The sequence below is a fragment of the Aquabacterium sp. T101 genome (assembly GCF_057219775.1).
The window spans coordinates 114,758-137,565 of the sequence record NZ_JBXVVZ010000001.1; the positions used below are offsets into that span (position 1 = coordinate 114,758).

Genomic DNA, 22,808 nt, shown 5'->3' on the forward strand with positions numbered 1-22,808 from the left:
GGTAGCATGCAGCGGCAGGCCGTGCATGACAATGGTCGCGATGAGTGCTCCGCCGCGGTGGGTCGACACCCACTGCCACCTCGATGCGCCCGAGTTCGACGCCGACCGCGACGCCGTGGTCGCGCGGGCCCGCGCCGCCGGTGTCGCGCTGCAGGTGCTGCCGGCGGTGAACGCGGCGGCCTTCGACTCGGTGCGCGCGCTGGCACACCGGCACGGCCTGGCCTATGCGCTGGGCATCCATCCCCTGGAGGTGGACGCGGCGCAGGACGCCGACCTGGACCGGCTGGAGGCCGCGCTCGCCGCGCACCGCGACGACCCGCGGCTGGTGGCCGTGGGCGAGATCGGGCTCGACCACTTCGTGCCCGGGCTGGACCGGGAGCGGCAGGACCGCTTCTATGCGCACCAGCTCAAGCTGGCGCAGCGCTTCGGCCTGCCGGTGATCCTGCACGTGCGGCGCTCGGCCGACGGCCTGCTGCGCCAGCTGCGCCGCATCGACGTGCCCGGCGGCATCGCGCATGCGTTCAACGGCAGCGACACCCAGGCGGCGCAGTTCGCGCAACGCGGGTTCCGTCTCGGCTTCGGCGGCGCGATGACCTTCGAGCGCGCGCTGCAGATCCGGCGCCTGGCCGCGGCGCTGCCGGAGGAGGTGCCGGTGCTGGAGACCGACGCGCCCGACATCCCGCCGCAATGGCTCTACGTGCGCGCCGAGCTGCGCGACGCCCGCCCGCCGTCGCGCAACGAGCCGGCCGAGCTGCCGCGCATCGCGCGCACGCTGGCCGACCTGCGCGGCTGGTCCCTCGACGACACGGCCCGGCGCACCCTGGCCAACGCAACGGCCGCGCTGCCGCGCCTGGGCGCCCTGGCCGGCGCATCCGGCGCCGCAGCCGTGCCGCCGGTGGCGGGGGGCGCGCCATGACGGCGGCGGCGCCGGCGCGGCCGGCCGACCGCCGGCGGGCCGAGCCCGCGCCTGCGCAGCGCCTGCTCGGCCTGCCACCGGTGGCGTCGCGCGAGGCGCGGCTGCTGGTGCTGGGCAGCTTTCCCGGCGCGGCGTCGCTGGCGGCGCAGCAGTACTACGCGCATCCACGCAACCAGTTCTGGCCCCTCGTCGGCGCGCTGTGGCGGACCGACCTCGCGGCCTGGCCGTACCGGCGCCGCGTCGCCGAGGCGCGCCGGCGCGGGCTGGCGATCTGGGACGTGTACGCGGCCTGCCGCCGCGAGGGCAGCCTGGACAGCGCCATCGAGGCGGCCGAGCCGAACGACATCGCCGCGCTGGCCCGGCGCCTGCCGCGCCTGGCCGCGATCGCCCACAACGGCGGCGAGTCGGCGCGCTCGATGCGCCTGACGGCCGCGCTCGGCCTGCCGGTGCTGCGGCTGCCGTCCACCAGCCCCGCCAACGCGAGCTGGAGCTTCGAGCGCAAGCTCGAGGCCTGGCGCGAGGCATTCCGCGTGGCGGGGATCGCATGACGCGCCACGAGTTGCCGCTGGCCACGATCGCCGAGCAGGACGGTCTGCGCACGCTGCACCTCGGCGACACCCCCTGGGTGCAGGGCGCCATGCTGGTGCATGCGCCGCGCGTGATCGTGCTCGAGTACGTGCAGCGCATGATGGCCTGGATGCTGTGGCGGCCGGTGGCCGAGGTGTCGCGCGGCCATGCGGTGCAGCTCGGCCTGGGTGCGGCCACGATCACTCGCCACTGCCGGTCGGTGCTGCGGATGGACCGGGTGACGGCGGTGGAGATCAACCCGGCCGTCATCGCCGCCTGCCGGCACGGCTTCCGGCTGCCGCCGGACGATGAACGCCTCTCGGTGGTGCAGGCCGATGCGGGTGATTGGGTCGCCGACCCGGCCCACGCCGGTTCGGCCCAGGTGCTGTGCGTGGACCTGTACGACCACGAGGCGGCCGCCCCGGTGCTCGACAGCGCCGCGTTCTATGCCGGCTGCCGCGACGTGCTGGCCGACGGCGGCGTGATGACCGTGAACCTGTTCGGTCGCGCGTCGAGCTTCGCCGCCAGCGCGCAGCGCATCGCCGCCGCGTTCGGCCGCGACCAGGCCTGGCACCTGCGCGCCACGCGCGAGGGCAACACCGTGGTGGTGGCCGGCCGTGGCCTGCGCGTGCCCGACCGTGAGGAACTTCTCGTCCGGGCCGAGGCCATCGAGCGGCGCACCGGCCTGCCGGCCCGAAAGTGGCTGCGGATGGTGCGACCATTGCAACCCTGATGAAAGCCTCGACGATTCCCTCCGGCCGGCTCGACTGGCGCTCGCTGCTGCAGGGCTTGCAGGGCGACGGCGTGGTCAGCGCGGAGGACGCCGCGCGGGTGCGCGCGCGCTTCGGCGCCGGCGACTCCAGCCAGCATCCGCTGCTGCGGCTGGGCAATGCCAGCCTGGTGGACGCGCGCCCGGGCGCCAAGGGCCGCACGCTCGACGTCGAGGCGCTGACCGAATGGCTGGCCGGCCACATGGGCCTGGCCTACCTGCGCATCGACCCGCTCAAGGTGGACGCCGGCCGCGTGGCCGACGTGATGTCGGTGGCCTATGCCGAGTCGCGCCGCGCGCTGCCCGTGTCGGTGGCGCTGAACGAGGTGACGGTGGCCACCTGCGAGCCGGCTGACGTGGACTGGGTGCGCGAGATCGAGGCCCACACCCGCAAGCGCCTGCGCCTGGTGGTCGCCAATCCGAACGACATCGCCAAATACACCACCGAGTTCTACACGCTGGCGCGCTCGGTGAAGGCGGCGGCCAAGACCGGCGAGGCCAGTGCGCTGGCGAGCTTCGAGCAGCTCGTCGAGCTGGGCCGCAGCAACAAGCAGCTCGACGCCAACGACCAGGGCGTGGTCCAGGTGGTGGACTGGCTGTGGCAGTACGCGTTCGACCAGCGCGCCAGCGACATCCACCTCGAGCCGCGGCGCGAGATGGGCGCCATCCGCTTCCGCATCGACGGCGTGCTGCATACGGTGTACCAGGCGCCGATCACGGTGATGAACGCGATGACCGCGCGCATCAAGCTGCTGGGCCGCATGGACGTGGTCGAGCGGCGCCGGCCGCAGGACGGCCGCATCAAGACGATCCGCCCCGACATGGCCGGCCAGCCCGGCGGCGAGGTCGAGATGCGCCTGGCCACGCTGCCCACGGCCTTCGGCGAGAAGCTCGTGATGCGCATCTTCGACCCGCAGACGGTGGTCAAGGGCGTGGAAGCGCTGGGCTTCGGCGCGTTCGAGGCGCAGCGCTGGAACGAACTCACCTCGCGCCCGCACGGCATCGTGCTGGTCACCGGCCCCACCGGCAGCGGCAAGACCACCACGCTGTACTCCACGCTCAAGCGTCTGGCCACCGACGAGGTCAACGTCTGCACCGTGGAGGACCCGATCGAGATGATCGAGCCCGCGCTGAACCAGACCCAGGTGCAGCCGGCGCTGGACTTCAGCTTCGCCGAGGGCGTGCGCGCGCTGATGCGCCAGGACCCGGACATCATCATGGTGGGCGAGATCCGCGACCTGGAGACCGCCGAGATGGCGATCCAGGCCGCGCTGACCGGCCACCTCGTGTTCAGCACGCTGCACACCAATGACGCCGCCAGCGCGATCACGCGCCTGGTGGACCTGGGCGTGCCGCCGTACCTGATCTCCGCCACCGTCATCGGCGTGCTGGCGCAGCGTCTCGCGCGCACGCTGTGCCCGGCCTGCAAGCAGCCCGACGAGCATGCCGATCGAGCGCTGCTGGACGCTGCCATCGCACCGTGGAAACTCAAGGGCCAGCCCAAGGTGTACCGGGCGGTGGGCTGCATCGAATGCCGCAAGACGGGCTTCCGCGGCCGCGTCGGCTTCTACGAACTGCTCGTGATGAGCGAGAACGCCCGGCTGCACGTGCACCCGGTGCTCGATGCCGACGCGCTGCGCCGGCAGGCGCTGGCCGAAGGCATGCACCCTTTGCGTGCGGCCGGCGTCATGAAGGTGGCCGAGGGCGTCACCACGCTCGAGGAAGTGCTGCGCACCACGCCGGCCTGGGAGGGCCACGGCGCAGGCTGATCGCCGCTCCTTCGAGGGGCGCGCGCATGGCGTTACGTGGAAACCACAGGGGGTCTCCGGAGGGCGCTGCCTAGAATGCGCCGAGCCGGCCCTGCCCGGAGGAGACCTTGAATGAAGATTAAGAGCGAGCGCGACTTCTGGTCGGGCCTGATGTTTCTCGTGGTCGGCATCGCCTTCGCCTGGGGCGCGACGGCCTACAGCTTCGGCAGTTCGGCCCGCCCGGGGCCGGGCTACTTCCCGTTCGGCCTGGGCGTCATCCTGGCCATCCTGGGCGGCCTCGTGCTGTTCAAGGCCCTGACCATCGAGACCGACGACGGCGAGCCGATCGGCGGCTTCGCGTGGCGGCCGCTGATCGTCATCACGGTCTGCGTTGGCCTGTTCGGCGCGGTCCTGCCGCGGCTCGGGCTGATCATCTCCCTGCCGCTGCTCGTCATCGCGTCGAGCTGGGCCAGCGACGAGTTCAGCTGGAAGGCCTCGGTGATCAACGCGGCCGTCCTCACGGCGATGTCGTGGGTGATCTTCGTCAAGGGGCTGTCGCTCACCATCCCCGTGTGGCCCGTGTTCGCCACCGCCACCTGACCGGAGCCGCCCCATGGACCTGATCCAGAACCTCGGCATCGGCTTCGCCACTGCCTTCACGCTCACCAACCTGCTGTACGCCTTCGGCGGCGCGGTGCTCGGCACGCTGATCGGCGTGCTGCCCGGCCTCGGCCCGGTGGCCACCATCGCGATGCTGCTGCCCAGCATCTACGCGCTGGACGCGACCCCGGCGCTGATCATGCTGGCCGGCATCTACTACGGCGCGCAGTACGGCGGCTCCACCACCGCCATCCTGATCAACGTGCCGGGCGAGTCGAGCTCGGTGGTCACCGCGATCGACGGCTACCAGATGGCGCGCCAGGGGCGTGCCGGTGCAGCGCTGGCCGCCGCCGGCCTGGGCTCGTTCTTCGCGGGCTGCGTCGGCACGCTGATCATCGCGGCCTTCGCGCCGCCGCTGACCGAGCTGGCCTTCAAGTTCGGTCCCGCCGAGTACTTCTCGCTGATGGTGCTGGGCCTCATCGGTGCCGTGGTGCTGGCCTCGGGCTCGCTGATCAAGGCCATCGCGATGATCATCCTGGGCCTGCTGCTGGGCCAGATCAACACCGACGTGATCTCGGGCGTGCCGCGCTACAGCTTCGACATTCCCGAACTCACGGACGGCATCGGCTTCGTCACGATCGCGATGGGCGTGTTCGGCTTCGGCGAGATCATGGCCAACCTGGGCCGTCCGGCCGAGCACCGCGAGGTGTTCACCAAGGACGTCAAGGGCCTGTGGCCGACCAAGGAGGACTTCCAGCAGGCGTGGCCGTCGGTGCTGCGCGGCACGGCGCTGGGCTCGCTGCTGGGCGTGCTGCCAGGCGGCGGTGCGCTGCTCGCGGCGTTCGCCACCTACACGATGGAGAAGAAGCTCGCCGGCCCGACCAGCCGCTTCGGCAAGGGCGACATCCGCGGTGTGGCCGGCCCCGAGAGCGCCAACAACGCCGGTGCGCAGACCAGCTTCATCCCGATGCTCACGCTGGGCATCCCGCCCAACCCGGTGATGGCGCTGATGGTCGGCGCGATGACCATCAAGGGCATCCAGCCCGGCCCGCAGGTGATGACCAGCAACCCCGAGCTGTTCTGGGGCCTGATTGCCAGCATGTGGATCGGCAACCTGATGCTGGTGATCCTGAACCTGCCGCTGATCGGCATCTGGATCAAGCTGCTGACGGTGCCCTACCGCGTGCTGTACCCGGCGATCCTGTCGTTCTGCTGCATCGGCCTGTACACGCTGAACAACAACAATTTCGACGTCTACATGGCCACGCTGTTCGGCATCGTGGGCTACGTCTTCTACAAGCTGCACTGCGAGCCGGCGCCGCTGCTGCTGGGCTTCATCCTCGGGCCCATGATGGAGGAGAACCTGCGCCGCGCGCTGCTGCTGTCGCGCGGCGACTGGACCACCTTCGCCACCCGGCCGCTGTCGGCGGGCCTGCTGCTGGCGTCGCTGGCGATGGTCGTCATCGTGATGCTGCCGTCGATCAAGAAGAAGCGCCAGGAAGCGTTCCAGGAAGAGGACTGATCGCATGCCCGCGTCGGCGGCACGCACCCAGGTCGCGATCGTCGGCGCCGGGCCGTCGGGGCTGCTGCTCGGGCAGCTGCTGTCCAACGCGGGCATCGACAACGTCATCGTCGAGCGGCAGAGCCCGGACTACGTGCTCGGCCGCATCCGGGCCGGCGTGCTGGAACAGACCACCGCCGACCTGCTGGACGAGGCCGGCGTGGGCGCGCGCATGCACGCCGAGGGCCTGTGGCACGACGGCTTCGAGCTGTGCTTCGGCGGCGCCCGGCACCGCATCGACCTGGCCGCGCACACGGGTGGCAAGCGCGTCATCGTCTACGGCCAGACCGAGGTCACGCGCGACCTGATGAACGCGCGCGCGGCGGCCGGCCGGCCCACCGTGTACGAGGCCAAGGACGTCGCCCCGCACGACTTCGACGGCACCTCGCCGCGCCTGACCTACACCCACGAAGGTCGCCCGCACGAGCTGCGCTGCGACTTCATCGCCGGCTGCGACGGCTATCACGGCGCCTGCCGCGCTGCCGTGCCGCCGGCCGCGCTGTCGATCTTCGAGAAGGTCTATCCCTTCGGCTGGCTCGGCATCCTGGCCGACACGCCGCCCGTGTCGCACGAGCTGATCTACTCGAACCACGAGCGCGGCTTCGCGCTGTGCTCGATGCGCTCGCCCACGCGCACCCGCTACTACGTGCAGTGCTCGCTGCACGACAAGGCGGAGGACTGGTCCGACCAGGCGTTCTGGGACGAACTGCGCCTTCGCCTCGACCCCGAAGCCGCCGAGCGCATGGTCACCGGCCCGTCGATCGAGAAGAGCATCGCGCCGCTGCGCAGCTTCGTGGCCGAGCCGATGCGCTTCGGCTCGATGTTCCTCGCCGGCGACGCGGCGCACATCGTGCCCCCCACCGGCGCCAAGGGCCTGAACCTCGCCGCGTCGGACGTGCGCTTCCTGTCGCGCGCGCTCATCGAGCACTACCGCGATCGCAGCGACGAAGGCATCGACCGCTATTCCGAGCGCTGCCTGGCACGGGTCTGGAAGGCCGAGCGCTTCTCGTGGTGGTTCACGTCGCTGACGCACAAGTTCCCCGACACCGGCGCCATCGGCCAGCGCCTGCAGCGCGCCGAACTCGACTACCTGGTCCGGTCGCGGGCCGCCACCACCGCCATGGCGGAGAACTACGTCGGGCTGCCCTTCGATGCCTGATCGCTGCTGAGGCTGCCATGCTGCTGGGCTGCATCGCCGACGACTTCACCGGGGCCACCGATCTGGCCAACAACCTGGTGCGCGAGGGCATGCGGGTGGTGCAGGCCATCGGCGTGCCGTCCGGCCCGATCGACGGCGTGGACGCGGTGGTGGTGGCGCTCAAGTCGCGCACCTGCCCGGTGGACGACGCGGTGGCCCAGTCGCTCGCCGCGGCGGCGTGGCTGCGCAGCCAGGGCGCGCACCAGCTGTACTTCAAGGTGTGCTCCACCTTCGACTCCACGCCGCAGGGCAACATCGGCCCGGTGGCCGAGGCGCTGATCGGCTTCACCGGCGCGCGCGTGGTGCCCGTGACACCGGCCTTTCCGGCCACCGGCCGCACCGTCTACCAGGGGCACCTGTTCGTCGGCGACCTGCTGCTGTCGGACAGCCCGATGCGGCACCATCCGCTGACACCGATGACCGACGCCAGCCTGGTGCGCGTGCTGCAGGCGCAGTGCCGCACGGAGCGCGTCGGGCTCGTGGCGCACCGCGACGTGGCGCAGGGCGCGGCCGCCATCGAGGCGCGGCTCGAGGCGCTGGCCGGGCAGGGCGTGCGGCTGGCCGTCGTGGACGGCATCGGCGACGCCGACCTGCGCACGCTGGCCACGGCGTCGCGCCAGCTGCCGTTGGTGGTGGCCGGTTCGGGGCTGGCCATCGGCATTCCGGTCCAGCATGGCCTTGTGCCCAGCGCCCAGGCCGCGGCGCTGCCGCCGGCCGGCGGCACGGCCGCGGTCGTGTCGGGCAGCTGCTCGGCCGCCACCAATGCGCAGGTGGCCGACTTCCGCGCCCACGGTGGCGCCGCGTTCGCGGTGGACCCGCTGCGCATCGCCTCGGGCGAGGACGTCGCCGCGCAGGCCCTGGCCTTTGCGCGGCCGCGTCTGGGCGACGCCCCGGTGCTGGTGCACGCCACGGCCGAGCCCGACGCGGTACGCGCGGTGCAGCAGCAGCTCGGCGCCGAGCGCGCCGGGGCGCTGGTCGAGGCCACGCTGGCGCGCGTGGCGCAGGGCCTGGTCGACGCCGGCGTGCGCCGGCTCGTCGTGGCCGGCGGGGAGACCTCCGGTGCCTGCGTGCAGGCCCTGGGGCTGACGCGCCTGCGCATCGGCCCGCAGATCGACCCCGGCGTGCCGTGGTGCCATGCGCCGGAGCGCGGGCTGCACCTGGCCCTGAAGTCGGGCAACTTCGGCAGCGTGGACTTCTTCCGCCGCGCGTTCGAGCGGCTGCCGTGATGTCCGACGAATCGTCGCTGCGCGAGGCGGTCTGCCGCGTCGGGGCGTCGCTGCACGCGCGCGGCTACGTGCATGCCACGGCCGGCAACATCAGCGTGCGGCTGCCCGACGGTTGGCTCATCACGCCCACCGACGCCAGCCTCGGGGCGCTCGATCCGGCGCGCCTGGCGCGCATCGACGCGCAGGGTCGGCAGACCGGCGGCGACACGGCCAGCAAGACGCTGGCACTGCACCGTCGCATCTACGACGCCGCGCCCGAGGCGCGCTGCGTCATCCACACCCACAGCACCCACCTCGTGGCGCTGACGCTGCAGGGCGTCTGGCGCGACGACGACATCCTGCCGCCGATCACGCCGTACTTCGTGATGAAGGTCGGCCACGTGCCGCTGATCCCGTACCACCGCCCCGGCGACCCGGCGGTGGGCGACGCGGTGGCCGCGCGCATCGCGGCGTTCGCCGCGCGCGGCACGCCGATCCGTGCCGTGATGCTCGACCGCCTGGGCCCCAACGTCTGGCACCGCACGCCGGCCGAGGCGATGGCGGTGCTCGAGGAACTGGAAGAGACCGCCCGGCTGTGGCTGATGTGCCAGCCGCGGCCCGAGCCGTTGTCGGAGGACCGCATCCAGGCGCTGCGGCTGGCCTTCGGCGCGGCCTGGTGATGGCCGGGCTGGCGTCGCGCCTCCTGTCGGTTCCGGCGCTGGCGCCGCTGCAGGGGCGCACCTTCCGCATGCTGTGGTTCGCCTGGGCGGCGGCCAACCTCACCATGTGGATGAACGACGTCGCCGTGGCCTGGCTGATGACGCAGCTCACCACCAGCCCGGTGATGGTGGCCCTGGTGCAGACGGCGTCCACGCTGCCGGTGTTCCTGCTCGGCATCCCCAGCGGTGCACTGGCCGACATCGTCGACCGCCGCCGCTACTTCGCGGCGACCCAGCTCTGGGTCAGCGTCAACGCCCTGGTGCTGGCCACGCTGCTGATGCTGGACCTGATGACCGCACAGCTGCTGCTGGCGCTGACCTTCGTCAACGGTGTCGGCCTGGCGATGCGCTGGCCGGTGTTCGCCGCCATCGTGCCCGAGGTGGTGCCGCGCGCCCAGATGCCGGCGGCGGTCACGCTCAACGGCATCTCGATGAACCTCGCCCGCGTGGTCGGCCCGGTGCTGGCCGGCGCGCTGCTCGCGGCGTTCAGCGACGCGCTGGTGTTCGCGCTCAATGCCGTGCTGGCCGCGGTGGCGTTCGGCCTGATCCTGACCTGGAAGCATGAGCCGCGGGCGAGCGCGCTGCCCGGCGAGCGCTTCGTCGGCGCGCTGCGTGCCGGCGTCAACTTCGCGCTGCAGTCGCCGCGCCTGCGCCAGGTGCTGCTGCGGGTGTTCCTGTTCTTCTTCCAGTCCACGGCGCTGGTCGCGCTGCTGCCGCTGGTGGCGCGCGACATGCACGGCGGCGGGCCGGCCACCTTCACCGTGATGCTGGCCTGCCTGGGCGGCGGCGCCGTGGTGGCCGCGCTGCGCTTTCCCCATTGGCGCGCGCGCTGGAGCCGCGACCAGTTCATCCGCGTGGGCACGCTGGTCCAGGCCGCGCTGTCGGTGCTGATCGTCTACGTGCACGAGCTGTGGGTGGCACTGCCGGCCATGGTGCTGGTGGGCATGGCGTGGATCTCCGTGGCCAACTCGCTCACGGTGTCGGCCCAGCTCGCGCTGCCCGACTGGGTGCGCGCGCGCGGCATGGCGATCTACCAGACCGCGCTGATGGGCGGCGCCGCCGCCAGCTCCATCGTCTGGGGCCAGGTGGCCGGATGGATCGACGTGCCGGCCGGCGTGGCGGGAGCGGCGCTGTTCGGCATGGCCGGGCTGGTGGCGCTGCGCCGCCAGACGCTCGAAGGCCGCCCCGACCCCGACTTCACGCCGCAGCCGGTGCGCACGCCGCTGGAGCCCGCGGTGGACGTGGCGCCGGAGGACGGCCCCGTGATGGTGATGGTGGAGTACACGATCGACCCGTCGCGCAGCGCCGAGTTCGCCCAGGTGATGCAGCGCACGCGGCGCGCCCGGCTGCGCCAGGGTGCGCTGTCGTGGGGCCTGTTCCGCGACGCGGCGCATCCCGAGCGCTGGATCGAATACTTCATCGACGAGAACTTCGTCGAGCACCAGCGTCGCCTCGAGCGCTTCTCCGCCTTCGACGCCGGCCTGCGCGAGGAGCGGCTGGCCTTCCACGTCGCCCCGGAGCCGCCGCGGGTCACGCGCTACATTGGGCAATCGCTCGACACGCAGTCCCCGCCCCCGACATGACTTCCACCGCTTCCCACGCATTCGACTTCGCCACCGGCTACGCAAGCCAGCGCTCGCCGGTGTTCGCCCGCAACATCGTCTCCACCTCGCACCCGCTGGCGGCGCAGGCGGGCCTGCGCATGCTGGCCGCCGGCGGCAATGCGGTCGACGCGGCCATCGCCACCGCGGCCTGCATGACCATCGTCGAGCCGTGCAGCAACGGCCTCGGCTCGGACGCCTTCTGCATCCTCTGGGACGGGCAGCGCCTGCACGGCCTCAATGCGTCGGGCACCGCGCCCGGCGCCTGGACGCCGGCGTACTTCGAGCGCCGCCATGGCGGCCGCATCCCGCCGCGCGGCTGGGACAGCGTCACCGTGCCCGGCGCGGTGTCCGCCTGGGCCGCGCTGTCCGAGCGCTTCGGCCGCCTGCCGTTCGCCGACCTGATGGCACCGGCGGCCGAGATCGCCGAGCGCGGCTATGCCGTGCCGGTGGTGGTGCAGCAGAAATGGACGCTGGCCGCCGGCGTGCCGGAGCTGGTGAGCCAGCCGGGCTTTGCCGACACCTTCCTGCCGCGCGGGCGCGTGCCGGCGGTGGGCGAGCGCTTCGCCATGCCGAACGCGGCGCGCGCGCTGCGCCTGATCGGCGCCACGCGCGGCGAAGCGTTCTACCGCGGCGAGATCGGCGCGGCCATCGCCGCCTTCGCGCGAGCCCACGACGGCGCGATGACCGAGGCCGACCTCGCCGCCTACCGGCCGGAATGGGTCGAGCCGCTGGCGCAGGCCTACCGCGGCTACACGCTGCACGAGATTCCCCCCAACGGGCAGGGCATCGCCGCGCTGATGGCGCTGGGCATGCTGGAGCACTTCGACCTCGGCTCGATGGACCTGGACAGCGCGGCCTGCCAGCACCTGCAGATCGAGGCGATGAAGCTCGCCTTCGCCGACGTGTACCGCTTCGTCGCCGACCCGCGCCACATGGAAGGTCCGCCGAGCCGGCTGCTCGACCCGGCCTACCTCGCGTCGCGGGCGCGCCTGATCGACCCGTCGCGGGCGCAGCAGTTCGGGCCCGGCTACGGCCTGAAGGGCGGCACCATCTACCTCACCGCCGCCGACGAGAGCGGCATGATGGTCAGCTACATCCAGAGCAACTACATGGGCTTCGGCTCGGGCGTGGTGGAGCCGACCTTCGGCGTCAGCCTGCAGAACCGCGGTCACGGCTTCACCACCGACGCACGGCATCCCAACGGCGTGGCGCCGGGCAAGCGGCCGTTCCACACCATCATCCCGGCCTTCCTCACGCGCGACGGCCGCCCGGTGATGAGCTTCGGCGTGATGGGCGGCAACATGCAGCCGCAGGGCCACCTGCAGACCCTGGTGCGCATGCTCGACCACGCCCAGAACCCGCAGGCGGCCTGCGACGCGCCGCGCTGGCGCTTCAACGCCGGGCTCGAGCTCAACGCCGAGCGCCACTGGCCGGCCGCCACGCTGAGCGGCCTGCAGTCGCTGGGCCACCAGCTCGTCGGGCTGGACGACAGCTACATGGACTTCGGCGCCGGCCAGTTCATCTGGCGCCTGGGCGACCCCGCCGTCGACGGCTATGTGGCCGCCAGCGACTCGCGGCGCGACGGTGCGGCCGCGGGCTGCTAGGCGCCGCTGCCGGACGTGACCGCCAGTCCTGCCCAGGCCGCGCCGCTGTGGCACGGCATCGCGCTGGCCACCGCGGGCGCGGTGGCGTTCTCCGGCAAGGCGATCCTGGCCAAGCTGATGTACCGGCATGGCGTCGACGCGGTGCAGGTGCTGTTCTTCCGCATGGCGATGTCGCTGCCGCTGTTCCTGGCGCTGGCGTGGTGGGCCGGCCGCGGCAAGCCGCCGCTGACGCGGCGCGACTGGATGGCGGTCACCGGGCTCGGCTTCTGTGGCTACTACCTCGCCAGCATGCTCGACTTCATGGGGCTGATGTACGTGTCGGCCAGCCTGGAGCGGCTGATCCTGTATCTCAACCCGACCGTGGTGCTGCTGCTGTCGGCGCTGCTGTTCAAGCGCGCGGTCGGCCTGCGCGAGCTGGGCGCGATGGCCGTCAGCTACGCCGGCGTGGTGATGGTGTTCGGCCAGGAGCTGCGCCTGCAGGGCAGCGACGTGGCGCTGGGCAGCGCGCTGGTCTTCGGCAGCGTGCTGGCCTATGCGGTGTACCTCGTGGCCGGCGGGGAGGTCGTGCGGCGGCTCGGGGCGCTGCGCCTGACCGGCGCGGCCACCAGCATGGCCTGCGTGTTCGCGATCGCGCAGCTGTTCGTGCTGCGTCCCGCCAGCGCCATGCTGGTGCCCGAGCCGGTGCTCTGGCTGTCGCTGTGCAATGCGGTGTTCACCACCTTCGCGCCGGTGCTGATGGTGATGATGGCCGTCGAGCGCATCGGAGCCACGCTGGCGGCGCAGTGCGGCATGGTCGGGCCGATGAGCACGGTGCTGCTGGGTACGCTGCTGCTGGGCGAGCCGTTCACCGGCTGGCTGGTGGCCGGCACGGTGCTGGTGTTGCTGGGCGTGTGGCTGCTGGCCCGCGCCAAGGGTTGAACGCAGGAGGAGCAAGGCGATGGATCTGGGCATTGCAGGACGCTGGGCGCTGGTGTGCGCCGCAAGCAAGGGGCTGGGCAAGGGCTGCGCCGCGGCGCTGGTGCGCGAGGGCGTCCACGTGGCGATCACCGCGCGCGGTGCCGAGGCGCTGGAGGCCACGGCCGCCGAACTGCGCGCGCTGAACCCGGCGGTGCAGGTGCGCACCGTGGCGGGCGACATCACCACCGCCGACGGCCGCGCCGCGGCGCTGGCCGCGCTGCCGCAGGTGGACATCCTCGTCAACAACGCCGGCGGTCCGCCGCCGGGCGACTTCCGCGACTGGGACCGCGCCGCCTGGATCGCCGCGCTGGACGCCAACATGCTGACGCCGATCGAGCTGATGAAGGCCACCGTGGACGCGATGGCCGAGCGCGGCTTCGGCCGCGTGGTCAACATCACCTCGGGCGCGGTGAAGGCGCCGATGGACGTGCTCGGCCTGTCCAACGGCGCGCGCTCGGGCCTCACCGGCTTCGTCGCCGGGCTGGCGCGCCAGAGCCGGCTGGCCAGCCGCAACGTCACCATCAACAACCTGCTGCCCGGGGCCTTCGACACCGACCGCCTGCGCAAGACGATGCAGGGTGCGGCGGACAAGACGGGCAGGAGCATCGAGGAGCTGGCGGCGGCGCGGGCCAAGGGCATCCCGGCGCAGCGCTTCGGCACGGCCGACGAGTTCGGCGCGGCGTGCGCCTTCCTGTGCAGCGCGCAGCTGGGCTACCTGACCGGCCAGAACATCCTGATCGACGGCGGGTCCTACCCCGGCACCTTCTAGGGCGGGTGCCGCGGCGGCGACAATCCACGCATGCCCACGTCCACGATCGACTACCGGATCGACGTCCACGATCCCCAGGCCCACCACTACCGCGTGACGCTGCGCGTGCCGGCGCCCGCCGCGGCGCAGCGCCTGTCGCTGCCGGTGTGGATCCCCGGCAGCTATCTCGTGCGCGAGTTCGGTCGCCACCTGTCGGGCCTGCAGGCGCGGCAGGGCCGGCGGGCCGTGGCGCTGGCGCAGGTCGACAAGACCACCTGGCAGGCCGACTGCCGCGGCGATCAGGCGCTGGAGGTCAGCTACCTCGTCTACGCCTTCGACAGCTCGGTGCGCACCGCGTTCCTGGACGCGCAGCGCGGCTTCTTCAACGGCACCAGCGTGTGCCTGCGGGTCGAGGGCCGCGAGTCCGACGTGCACACGGTCGAACTGGGCGGGCTGCCGCGCGGCTGGCAGGTGGCCACCGCGATGGCGCCGCGCGGCCCGCGCCGCTTCGAGGCGGCGGACTACGACGAACTGGCGGACCACCCGTTCGAGCTCGGCCCGTTCTGGCGCGGCCGCTTCGACGCGCACGGCGTGCCGCACGAGTTCGTCGTCGCCGGCGCCTGGCCGGGCTTCGATGGCGAGCGGCTGCTGGCCGACGCCAGGCGCATCTGCGAGGCGCAGATCGCGTTCTGGCACGGCCCGCGCAAGCCCCGGGCGCCTTTCGACCGCTACGTCTTCATGCTGGCCGCGGTGGACGACGGCTACGGCGGGCTGGAGCACCGGGCCAGCACGGCCCTCATCGCGCGGCGGCGCGACCTGCCGCAAAAGGGCGTGACCGCGCTGACCGACGGCTACGTGACGCTGCTCGGCCTCGTGTCGCACGAGTACTTCCACACCTGGAACGTCAAGCGCATGCGGCCGGCCGCCTTCGCCCGCTTCGACTACACGCGCGAGAACTACACTGACCTGCTCTGGTTCTTCGAGGGCTTCACGTCCTACTACGACGACCTGCTGCTGGTGCGCGCCGGCCTGATCGACGCGCCGCGCTACCTGGGCCTGCTGGCCAAGACGATCAACGGCGTGGCAGGCACGCCGGGGCGCCGGGTGCAGAGCGTGGCGCAGGCCAGCTTCGACGCCTGGGTCAAGTACTACCGGCCGGACGAGAACACGCCCAATGCGACGGTGAGCTACTACACCAAGGGCTCGCTGGTGGCCCTGGCGCTGGACCTGACGCTGCGCGCCGAGGGCCGGGGCACGCTCGACGACGTGATGCGCTGGCTCTGGCGCGCCAGCGGCGGCGGCCCGATCGACGAGGCCGGCATCGCCGCGGCGCTGGAAGCCGTCGGCGGGCGCTCGTATGCACGCGAGCTGGCGGCCTGGGTGCATGGCACCCGCGAGCTGCCCCTGCCGGCGCTGCTGGCCGGGGCCGGCGTGACGGTGCGCGAGGACAAGCCCGCGTTCGCCGCCACGCTGGGTCTGCGCGTGACCGAGGGCGCTGCGGGCGTCACCGTGAAGCATGTGCTGGCCGGCGGCCCGGCGCAGCGCGCCGGCGTGTCGGCCGGCGACGAACTGCTGGCGGTGGACGGCTGGCGCCTGCGCCGGCTCGACGAGGCGCAGCAGTGGATCGAACCGGGCCGCCGCTTCGAGCTGCTGCTGTCGCGCGACCAGCGGCTGCAGGCCCTGTCGCTCAAGCCCGACGCGAAGGCGCAGCCGACCACGGCCCTGATCCCGGCGGCCTCGCCGCCCCAGGCGGCCGCGACCCTGCGGCGGTCGTGGATCGGGCACTGACCGACGGCACCCCGGCGCGGTCGGGCCGGCCCCGCCGCGGCCGCCATGGCGCGTGGCTGGCGGTTGTCGCAGCGGTGTTGCTGCTTCATGGCCTGGCCGTCGTGTGGCTGCAGGACGCGCTGGGCGGCTGGGGCGCGGGCGCCCATGCCGCCGTGCACCGCATGGAGGTGGCCTTCGTGCAGCCGCTGGCGCCGGCTGCACCGCCCACGGCCGCGCCGGTGCCTGCGGCACGGCGCACGCCGCGGCCGACCCGTGCCGCCGCACCGGCCGAGCCCGCCAGCGCACCGCGTCCCGCCGAGCCGGCACCGGTTCCGGCGCCCGAGCCGACGCCGGCGCCCGTGGCGCAGTCCGAACCCGTGGTGCCGGACGGGCCGCCGACGGCCTCCGCTGCGAACGCCGTCGTGGCCGCAGCCTCCGAGCCGGCTGCCCCGGTCGCGGCAGCGTCTGCCGCGCCGGCCGTGGCCTTCGAGTGGCCGCCGTCGACGCGGCTGACCTATACGCTGCAGGGCAACTACCGCGGCGACGTGCAGGGCAGCGCACGCGTGCAGTGGGTGCGAGAGGGGCTGCGCTACCAGGTGCACCTCGACGTGATGGTCGGCCCGTCGTTCGCCCCCTTCGTGGCCCGGCGCATGACCAGCGACGGCGAGCTCGGCCCCGGCGGGCTGGTGCCGCAGCGCTACGAGGAGACGACCAAGGTCGCCTTCCAGTCGCCGCGGCGGGCGCTGGTGCAGTTCGCGCCGGGCATGGCGACCCTGGCCAACGGCAGCACGCGCGAGGTGCCGCCCACGGTGCAGGACACGGCCAGCCAGTTCGTCCAGCTGACCTGGCTGTTCACGACGCAGCCGGCGCTGCTGACGGTGGGGCGCACGGTGGAGGTGCCGCTGGCGCTGCCGCGCCGCACCGACCGCTGGCTCTACGACGTCGTCGCGCAGGAGCGTCTGTTCACGCCGGTGGGCGAGGTCGACGCCTTCCACCTGAAGCCGCGCCGCGCCGAGCAGCGACCGCGCGGCGAACTCAGTGCCGAGGTCTGGTTCGCGCCGTCGTTGCAGTACCTGCCGGTGCGCATCCGCATCCAGCAGGACGCGGACACGTATGTGGACCTGCTGATGGACGCCGCGCCGCTGCAGGCGGCGCCGCAGGCGCCGCGCTGAGACCGGCGCTCAGGGGTTGTCGTCGGACAGGAAGCGGTCAGCGAAGGCCTGGGCCGCCGCTGCGCCGCGCACGTTGAGCAGCAGCTGGGCGGCCGACACGAGCAGCGGGCGCAGCTCCGGCATGGCCTTGACCTTCTCGAGCTTGATCGAGATGCCCTCGGCGGCCGGGCCGAGCTGATCGTTCAGGTGGCGCACTGCGTCGCGGCGGATCGAGTCCACCGACACCACCGACTTGCGTGGCGCCGGGGCTGGCGCCGGCGCCGCGGCGGCTGCCGGCTCGGCACGACGCTCCGCCGGGGCGTCGGGCTGGGTCGAGACGACCTCGATGAAGCCGTCGCGCTCGAGCGATTCCAGCGTGGCCTTGGGTTCGGCCAGGATGAGCTTCTCCAGTTCGGTGTCGGACTTGCGTCCGTCGACCAGGATCAGCGCCTGGCGCAGGCGCGGCAGCAGCCGGTGGGCCCGAGTGTCGATCTCGGCCTGGCCCTTCGCGGTCTTGCGGTAGACGGTGCTCATCGGCGTCAGGATAGCGTCAGCCCGGCCCGCTTCCAACCCGGTGGGGCCCGCTGCGGCGCACCAGTCGTGTGCTTGCGCACGTATAGTCGATTGCAGGCGCGCAGGCCGCGCGTGCAAACGTGACATACACCATGAACTACGAATACATCCTTGTCGAAAGAAGGGACGCCGGCGACGGGGCCCTGGCCACCCTGCTGGTCACCCTGAACCGCCCCAAGCAGCTCAACGCGCTGAACGACCGGCTGATGGACGAGCTGGGCCACGCGCTGATCGCCGCCGATGCCGACCCTGGCGTGGGCTGCGTGGTCATCACCGGCAGCGACAAGGCCTTCGCCGCCGGCGCCGACATCGGCGCGATGGCCGACTACAGCTACATGGACGCCTACCTGGGCAACTACATCACCCGCAACTGGGAGAAGCTGCGCAACGTGCGCAAGCCGGTGATCGCCGCGGTGGCCGGCTTCGCCCTCGGCGGCGGCTGCGAGCTGGCGATGATGTGCGACTTCATCATCGCCGCCGACACGGCCCGCTTCGGCCAGCCCGAGATCAAGCTGGGCATCGTGCCCGGCGCCGGCGGCACGCAGCGCCTGCCGCGCGCGGTGGGCAAGGCCAAGGCGATGGACATGGTGCTCACCGGCCGCATGATGTCGGCCGAGGAGGCCGAGCGCGCCGGCCTGGTCAGCCGCGTCGTGCCGGCCGCGTCGCTGCTCGAGGAGGCCCTGGCCGCGGCGGCCACCATCTGCAACTTCAGCCTGCCCGCGGTGATGATGGCCAAGAACTGCGTCAACCGCGCCTTCGAGTCGGGCCTGGCCGACGGCGTGGCCTACGAGCGGCAGGTGTTCCACTCGCTGTTCGCCACCGAGGACCAGAAGGAAGGCATGGCCGCCTTCGTGGCCAAGCGCAAGCCGGCCTTCAAGCACCGCTGACGGCCCGGGGGGCCGCCCCGCGGGCGGCCCGTCGTCAGGGCTTGCGCAGCAGCACCTTCTTGACCCAGCCGTCGCCGTTGGGCGAGGTCACCTTGACGAAGCCGTTGCGTTCCTCGCCGAGGAACAGCACCTCGTCGGTCTTGGTCAGGCTCATCACGACCGCGCCGTTGTCGGCGGGCGTCTTCAGCACCTTGACGCCGGCGATCTTGGCCATCATCACGTCGCCCGCGTTGGCGGCACCGGCCTGCACGCTGGCGGCGGCATTGGCCTGCGACGCCGGCCCGGCCTTGGCCTGGACCAGGCTCGGGCTGTTGCGGATGGCGCGCACGATGTTGTTCCAGTTGTCGAGGAACGACGCCGTGATCACCTTGCCCTCGTTGGTGTTGGTGTAGCCGCCCAGCGAGGCGCCGCCGCCGGCGCCGAACAGCGCGCCGCCGAGGGCAAAGTCGGTCTGCTTGGCGCTGCCTTCCGCGGCCGCCACCTGGATGCCCGATCGCGTGTCGGACACCAGCATGCTGGTCTGGGCCTCCTTGAACTTCAGGCCGCCCGCCACCGCGCCGACCACGGCGCCGGCACCGCCGAGCCGGCCCAGCAGGCCACCGATCGCGCCGCCCACGCCGCCGGCATTGTTCTCGCTGAACACCACGTTGGGCGTCACGATGAAGTCGGCCGCGACCATCTGGCCCTTGCCGATGTTCTGGTCGGCCTGCATCTGACCGCCAGCCGCCAGCGCCCGCTCCTGCATCATGTTCTGCATCGCGACGCCGCGCTCGACCACCTGGAAGCAGTTGGACTGCTGCACCATCATGCGGATCAGCCCGGTGGGCGACTGCAACCCGTAGCGGCCGAGCGCCGCGATGACCTGGCTCTGCGCTTCCACCACCGCCAGCGTGCCCAGTGGCGCGTCGCACTTCTCGAGCTGTGCGCTCGCGTTCTGGGCGCCGCCGGGGCCGGCACTGCCCTGGGCGGCCGATCCGCCTTCACCGAGGGTCTGGGCCTGCGCGGCGGCGCAGAACGCGAAGGCGGCCGCGGCCACCGCAAGACGTGTCGTCATCGGGATCCTCCTGGGGGTCATGCGTCGATTCTGCGTCGCGCGACGGGCCCTGTCATGCGGGGAACGCGGGATGGCGCTGCACGCGCCAGGCCGGCGGGCCCGACCGCCAGGCTCAGCCGGCGTGGCGATCGCGCTCGGAGGTGAAGCTGTCGGCGAAGAACTGCCCGTCCGGCAGGCCGCAGCGGGCCACGAAGTCGCGCCGGGCGGCGTCCACCATCGCCGGGGCGCCGCAGGCGTAGACCTGGTGGCCGGACAGGTCCGGCAGGTCGGCCATCACCGCCTCGTGGACCAGACCGGTGCGGCCGCTCCAGCCGTCGGCGGCACCAGCCTCGGACAGCACCGGCACGTACTGCAGCCAGGGCAGGGCGGCGGCCGCCTCGAGGGCCCAGTCGTGCAGGTACAGGTCGGCGCGGCGCCGGCAGCCCCAGTACAGCACGGCGCGGCGCTGGAGGCCCTGCGCGCGCATGTGCTCGACGATGGCCTTGATCGGCGCCAGGCCGGTGCCCGAGGCCAGCAGCACGATCGGCGCGTCGCTGTCCTCGCGCAGGAAGAAGGTGCCCAGCGGCCCTTCCAGGCGCAGGATCTCCTTTTCCTTCATCGCGCCGAACACGTGGTCGGTGAACAGGCCGCCGGGCATGTGGCGCAGGTGCAGCTCGATCATCGGCGGGTTGCCGAGCGCCTCGGGCGCATTGGCCATCGAATAGCTGCGGCGCGCGCCGTCGCGCAGGATGAACTCCACGTACTGACCGGCGCGGTAGCGCAGCGACACGGTGGCCGGCAGCTGCAGCTTCATCACCATCACGTCGGGCGCCGGGCGCGCCAGGCTGGCCACGCGCGCCGGCATCTTGAGCACCGGCTGCTCGCCGGCGCCGGCCACCGTGCGCGCCTCGATCACGCAGTCGGTCTGCGGCGTGGCGCAGCACGGCAGCACCCAGCCGGCGGATTCCTCCTCGGGCGGCAGCGTGCGCACCTGGTGCGCGCCGTGGATCACGCGGCCCTCGACCAGCCGGCTCTTGCACGAGCCGCAGGCGCCGTCGCGGCAGCCGTAGGGCAGGCCGATGCCGGCGCGGATGGCCGCGGCAAGGATGGGTTCGTCGCGCGCCACGTCGAACGCGACGCCCGCGGGCTGCACGGTGACCTTGAACGTCATGAACGGAGCGGCCTGTCTCTACACTGTCGGCCCCACATTGTCCCCGACCCCGGATGACCCTGCCTTCCGCCGCCCTGCGCCGACCGACGCTGCTCGTCGTGGGCTGCGGCGATGTCGGCCTGCGCGTGCTGCGCCTGCTCGGTGGTCGTCTTCGCGTGCTGGCGCTGACCTCCAGCGCCGGCCGGCACGCCGCCCTGCGCAAGGCCGGTGCGGTGCCGCTGGCCGGCAACCTCGACGACCCGGCGTCGCTGGCCCGACTGGCCGGGCTGGCCGATTGGGTGCTGCACCTCGCGCCGCCGCCGGGGCAGGGTGCGGACGACCCGCGCACCGCGGCGCTGCTGCGCGCCCTGATGCGCAGCCCGCGCGTGTCGCGCGTGGTGTACGCCAGCACGTCGGGGGTGTACGGCGACGCTGCCGGCGCGCGCTTCGACGAGACGCGCCCCGCCGCGCCGCAGAGCGACCGCGCCTGGCGGCGCGTCGACGCCGAGCGCCGCGTGCGCTGGTACGGCCGTGCCACCGGCGCGGCCTGCAGCGTGCTGCGCGTGCCCGGCATCTATGCGCTCGACCGGGAAGGCGGCGACCCGCGCGAGCGCGTGCGGCGCGGCGCACCGCTGCTGGCAGCGGCCGACGACGTGTTCACCAACCACATCCATGCCGACGACCTCGCGCGATGCTGCGTCGCTGCGCTGTTCCGCGGCGCGCCGCAGCGGGTCTATCACGCCAGCGACGACAGCGAGCTGCGCATGGGCGAGCACTTCGACGCCGTGGCCGACGCGTTCGGCCTGCCGCGCGCGCCGCGCCTGACGCGCGAGGCGATGCGCGCCGCGGTGTCGGACATGCAGTGGAGCTTCCTGCGCGAGTCGCGCCGCCTCGACAACCGGCGCCTGCACCGCGAACTGCGGGTGCGCCTGGCGTGGCCGACGCCGGCCACCGCCTGGGCCGCGGCCTCCGGGCGGCGCTAGACCCCGCTGGCGCGCCGGAGCTGGCGCTGGCGGTCCACGGTGCCGACGGTCACCTTGAGCGCCTGACCCTGGCGCTCGAGATCGAGCGACACCTCGCGCTCGGCGTCGCCGCGCCACAGTTCGGTCCACAGCCCGTCGAGCGTGGACACCGGCTTGCCGTCGATGGCCACGATGCGGTCGCCGACCCGCAGGCCGCCGGCCTCGGCCGGGCTGTCGTCGGCCACGCGCACCACGCGCAACTGCCCGCGCTGCTCCACGCAGTTGACGCCGAGCCAGGCCCGCCGGCTGGCCGCGGACGCGCCGGTGCGCCGCATCTCGCCCAGGATCGGGCGCAGCAGGTCGGTCGGCACGAACATGTTGCCGGGCAGCCGGGGCGCGTCGTCGCCGGCGGCATTGCCCACCACCAGCGAACCGATGCCGACCAGCTCGCCACGCGGATTGAACAGCCCGGCGCCGCTGTGGTCGGTGCGCGGCGGCGACGTGAACAGCGCGTCGTCGATGCGGTACTCCCAGTAGCCGGCGAAGGCCCGGCGCGACACCATGCGCGCGGCGCTGAGCTGGCCGGCGGGCTCGCCGCTGACCACCAGCAGCGTGTCGTCGGCCGCGATCTCCGAGGACCGCCCGATGGGCGCCGGCACGACGTTCAGCGGCGCCAGCGCCTGCACGAGGCCGAAGCCGGTGGCCAGGTCGTAGGCCACCACGCGGGCCGGCAGGTTGCGCCCGTCGTCCAGCACGAGCTGCACTTGGTCGGCTTCGAGGATGAGGTAGCCGATGGTGAGCACAAGGCCGTCGGCGCCGATGACCACGCCCGAGCCCTGGCGCACGCGGCCGAGGGTATTGTTGGAGCGCGCGTCGGGGACGGCCAGGGTCTGCAGGCCGACCACCGCGTTGGCGGCCCGTTCGAGGGCGCGCGACTGGGCCTCGAGCGCGGAACCGCCGGCCGGCGCCGGTGACGGCGAGGACGCCAGCGCGGCGCCGCACAGGCAGCCCAGGCCGACCAGAAGCCATGACAGTCGCCACTTCATCGCACACCTCCCCAGGGCGCAAGGATGCGCCGGAAGGCCGGGC

Annotated in this window: 21 protein-coding genes; 17 read left to right on the forward strand and 4 right to left on the reverse strand. The window is 72.9% G+C overall.

Annotated elements, in window-relative coordinates; genetic code table 11:
- Window positions 1-40: 40 nt before the first annotated feature.
- The 15 genes from AC2EAQ_RS00560 to AC2EAQ_RS00630 all read left to right on the forward strand — a co-directional run bounded on the left by AC2EAQ_RS00560 (window position 41) and on the right by AC2EAQ_RS00630 (window position 17,135).
- On the forward strand, window positions 41-916 hold the full coding sequence (locus tag AC2EAQ_RS00560) for a TatD family hydrolase (RefSeq protein ID WP_484639721.1): 876 nt from the start codon (window positions 41-43) through the stop codon (window positions 914-916).
- A complete protein-coding gene (locus tag AC2EAQ_RS00565; RefSeq protein WP_484639722.1) occupies window positions 913-1,464 on the forward strand; it encodes a DNA-deoxyinosine glycosylase in 552 nt (183 codons plus the stop codon). Before AC2EAQ_RS00560 ends, AC2EAQ_RS00565 begins: the two co-directional genes overlap by 4 nt.
- Entirely contained in the window at window positions 1,461-2,216 is a 756-nt protein-coding gene (locus tag AC2EAQ_RS00570) for a spermine/spermidine synthase domain-containing protein (RefSeq protein ID WP_484639723.1), read from the forward strand. Before AC2EAQ_RS00565 ends, AC2EAQ_RS00570 begins: the two co-directional genes overlap by 4 nt.
- Window positions 2,216-4,021, forward strand: coding sequence for a GspE/PulE family protein (locus AC2EAQ_RS00575; RefSeq protein ID WP_484639724.1), 1,806 nt, complete (start codon window positions 2,216-2,218; stop codon window positions 4,019-4,021). The genes AC2EAQ_RS00570 and AC2EAQ_RS00575 overlap by 1 nt, the downstream gene beginning before the upstream one ends.
- Before the next feature lie 111 nt (window positions 4,022-4,132).
- A complete protein-coding gene (locus AC2EAQ_RS00580; protein ID WP_484639725.1) occupies window positions 4,133-4,600 on the forward strand; it encodes a tripartite tricarboxylate transporter TctB family protein in 468 nt (155 codons plus the stop codon).
- A gap of 13 nt (window positions 4,601-4,613) precedes the next feature.
- A complete protein-coding gene (locus AC2EAQ_RS00585) occupies window positions 4,614-6,122 on the forward strand; it encodes a tripartite tricarboxylate transporter permease (protein ID WP_484639726.1) in 1,509 nt (502 codons plus the stop codon).
- A 4-nt stretch (window positions 6,123-6,126) separates the two neighbouring features.
- Window positions 6,127-7,320 carry a 4-hydroxybenzoate 3-monooxygenase gene (gene pobA / locus AC2EAQ_RS00590; RefSeq protein ID WP_484639727.1) on the forward strand — a complete coding sequence of 398 codons (1,194 nt, stop codon included), beginning with the start codon at window positions 6,127-6,129 and terminating at the stop codon, window positions 7,318-7,320.
- A gap of 17 nt (window positions 7,321-7,337) precedes the next feature.
- Window positions 7,338-8,585: a 3-oxo-tetronate kinase gene (gene otnK / locus AC2EAQ_RS00595; RefSeq protein WP_484639728.1), complete on the forward strand. Its 1,248-nt coding sequence runs from the start codon at window positions 7,338-7,340 to the stop codon at window positions 8,583-8,585.
- Window positions 8,585-9,244 (forward strand): class II aldolase/adducin family protein, encoded by a 660-nt coding sequence (locus tag AC2EAQ_RS00600; protein ID WP_484639729.1) that lies wholly within the window; start codon window positions 8,585-8,587, stop codon window positions 9,242-9,244. Before otnK ends, AC2EAQ_RS00600 begins: the two co-directional genes overlap by 1 nt.
- On the forward strand, window positions 9,244-10,866 hold the full coding sequence (locus AC2EAQ_RS00605; protein WP_484639730.1) for an MFS transporter: 1,623 nt from the start codon (window positions 9,244-9,246) through the stop codon (window positions 10,864-10,866). The genes AC2EAQ_RS00600 and AC2EAQ_RS00605 overlap by 1 nt, the downstream gene beginning before the upstream one ends.
- Complete coding sequence (locus AC2EAQ_RS00610; protein ID WP_484639731.1) at window positions 10,863-12,491, forward strand: gamma-glutamyltransferase family protein; 1,629 nt, start codon at window positions 10,863-10,865, stop codon at window positions 12,489-12,491. The genes AC2EAQ_RS00605 and AC2EAQ_RS00610 overlap by 4 nt, the downstream gene beginning before the upstream one ends.
- Window positions 12,492-12,506: 15 nt before the next feature.
- Complete coding sequence (locus AC2EAQ_RS00615) at window positions 12,507-13,409, forward strand: DMT family transporter (protein ID WP_484639732.1); 903 nt, start codon at window positions 12,507-12,509, stop codon at window positions 13,407-13,409.
- 19 nt (window positions 13,410-13,428) lie between these two features.
- On the forward strand, window positions 13,429-14,217 hold the full coding sequence (locus AC2EAQ_RS00620; RefSeq protein ID WP_484639733.1) for an SDR family oxidoreductase: 789 nt from the start codon (window positions 13,429-13,431) through the stop codon (window positions 14,215-14,217).
- 30 nt (window positions 14,218-14,247) lie between these two features.
- Window positions 14,248-15,984, forward strand: a complete 1,737-nt coding sequence (locus tag AC2EAQ_RS00625; protein ID WP_484639734.1) for a M61 family metallopeptidase — start codon at window positions 14,248-14,250, stop codon at window positions 15,982-15,984.
- Between the two features lie 74 nt (window positions 15,985-16,058).
- The gene (locus tag AC2EAQ_RS00630) at window positions 16,059-17,135 is read left to right on the forward strand and encodes a DUF3108 domain-containing protein (RefSeq protein ID WP_484639735.1); all 1,077 of its coding nucleotides are present in this window, start codon (window positions 16,059-16,061) and stop codon (window positions 17,133-17,135) included.
- Between the two features lie 9 nt (window positions 17,136-17,144).
- Here the strand turns inward: AC2EAQ_RS00630 and AC2EAQ_RS00635 are convergent, their stop codons facing one another.
- Entirely contained in the window at window positions 17,145-17,648 is a 504-nt protein-coding gene (locus AC2EAQ_RS00635) for a hypothetical protein (RefSeq protein ID WP_484639736.1), read from the reverse strand.
- Between the two features lie 131 nt (window positions 17,649-17,779).
- Here AC2EAQ_RS00635 and AC2EAQ_RS00640 point away from each other — a divergent pair, with 131 nt between their 5' ends.
- Window positions 17,780-18,574: an enoyl-CoA hydratase gene (locus AC2EAQ_RS00640; protein WP_484639737.1), complete on the forward strand. Its 795-nt coding sequence runs from the start codon at window positions 17,780-17,782 to the stop codon at window positions 18,572-18,574.
- Between the two features lie 34 nt (window positions 18,575-18,608).
- Here AC2EAQ_RS00640 and AC2EAQ_RS00645 read toward each other — a convergent pair whose 3' ends face one another.
- Both AC2EAQ_RS00645 and AC2EAQ_RS00650 read right to left on the reverse strand, forming a co-directional pair.
- A complete protein-coding gene (locus tag AC2EAQ_RS00645) occupies window positions 18,609-19,628 on the reverse strand; it encodes a CsgG/HfaB family protein (protein ID WP_484639738.1) in 1,020 nt (339 codons plus the stop codon).
- A gap of 112 nt (window positions 19,629-19,740) precedes the next feature.
- On the reverse strand, window positions 19,741-20,778 hold the full coding sequence (locus AC2EAQ_RS00650) for a CDP-6-deoxy-delta-3,4-glucoseen reductase (protein ID WP_484639739.1): 1,038 nt from the start codon (window positions 20,776-20,778) through the stop codon (window positions 19,741-19,743).
- A 53-nt stretch (window positions 20,779-20,831) separates the two neighbouring features.
- Here AC2EAQ_RS00650 and AC2EAQ_RS00655 point away from each other — a divergent pair, with 53 nt between their 5' ends.
- A complete protein-coding gene (locus AC2EAQ_RS00655) occupies window positions 20,832-21,740 on the forward strand; it encodes an NAD-dependent epimerase/dehydratase family protein (RefSeq protein ID WP_484639740.1) in 909 nt (302 codons plus the stop codon).
- Here AC2EAQ_RS00655 and AC2EAQ_RS00660 read toward each other — a convergent pair.
- On the reverse strand, window positions 21,737-22,765 hold the full coding sequence (locus AC2EAQ_RS00660) for a S1C family serine protease (protein WP_484639741.1): 1,029 nt from the start codon (window positions 22,763-22,765) through the stop codon (window positions 21,737-21,739). The genes AC2EAQ_RS00655 and AC2EAQ_RS00660 overlap by 4 nt on opposite strands.
- Window positions 22,766-22,808: the final 43 nt, after the last annotated feature.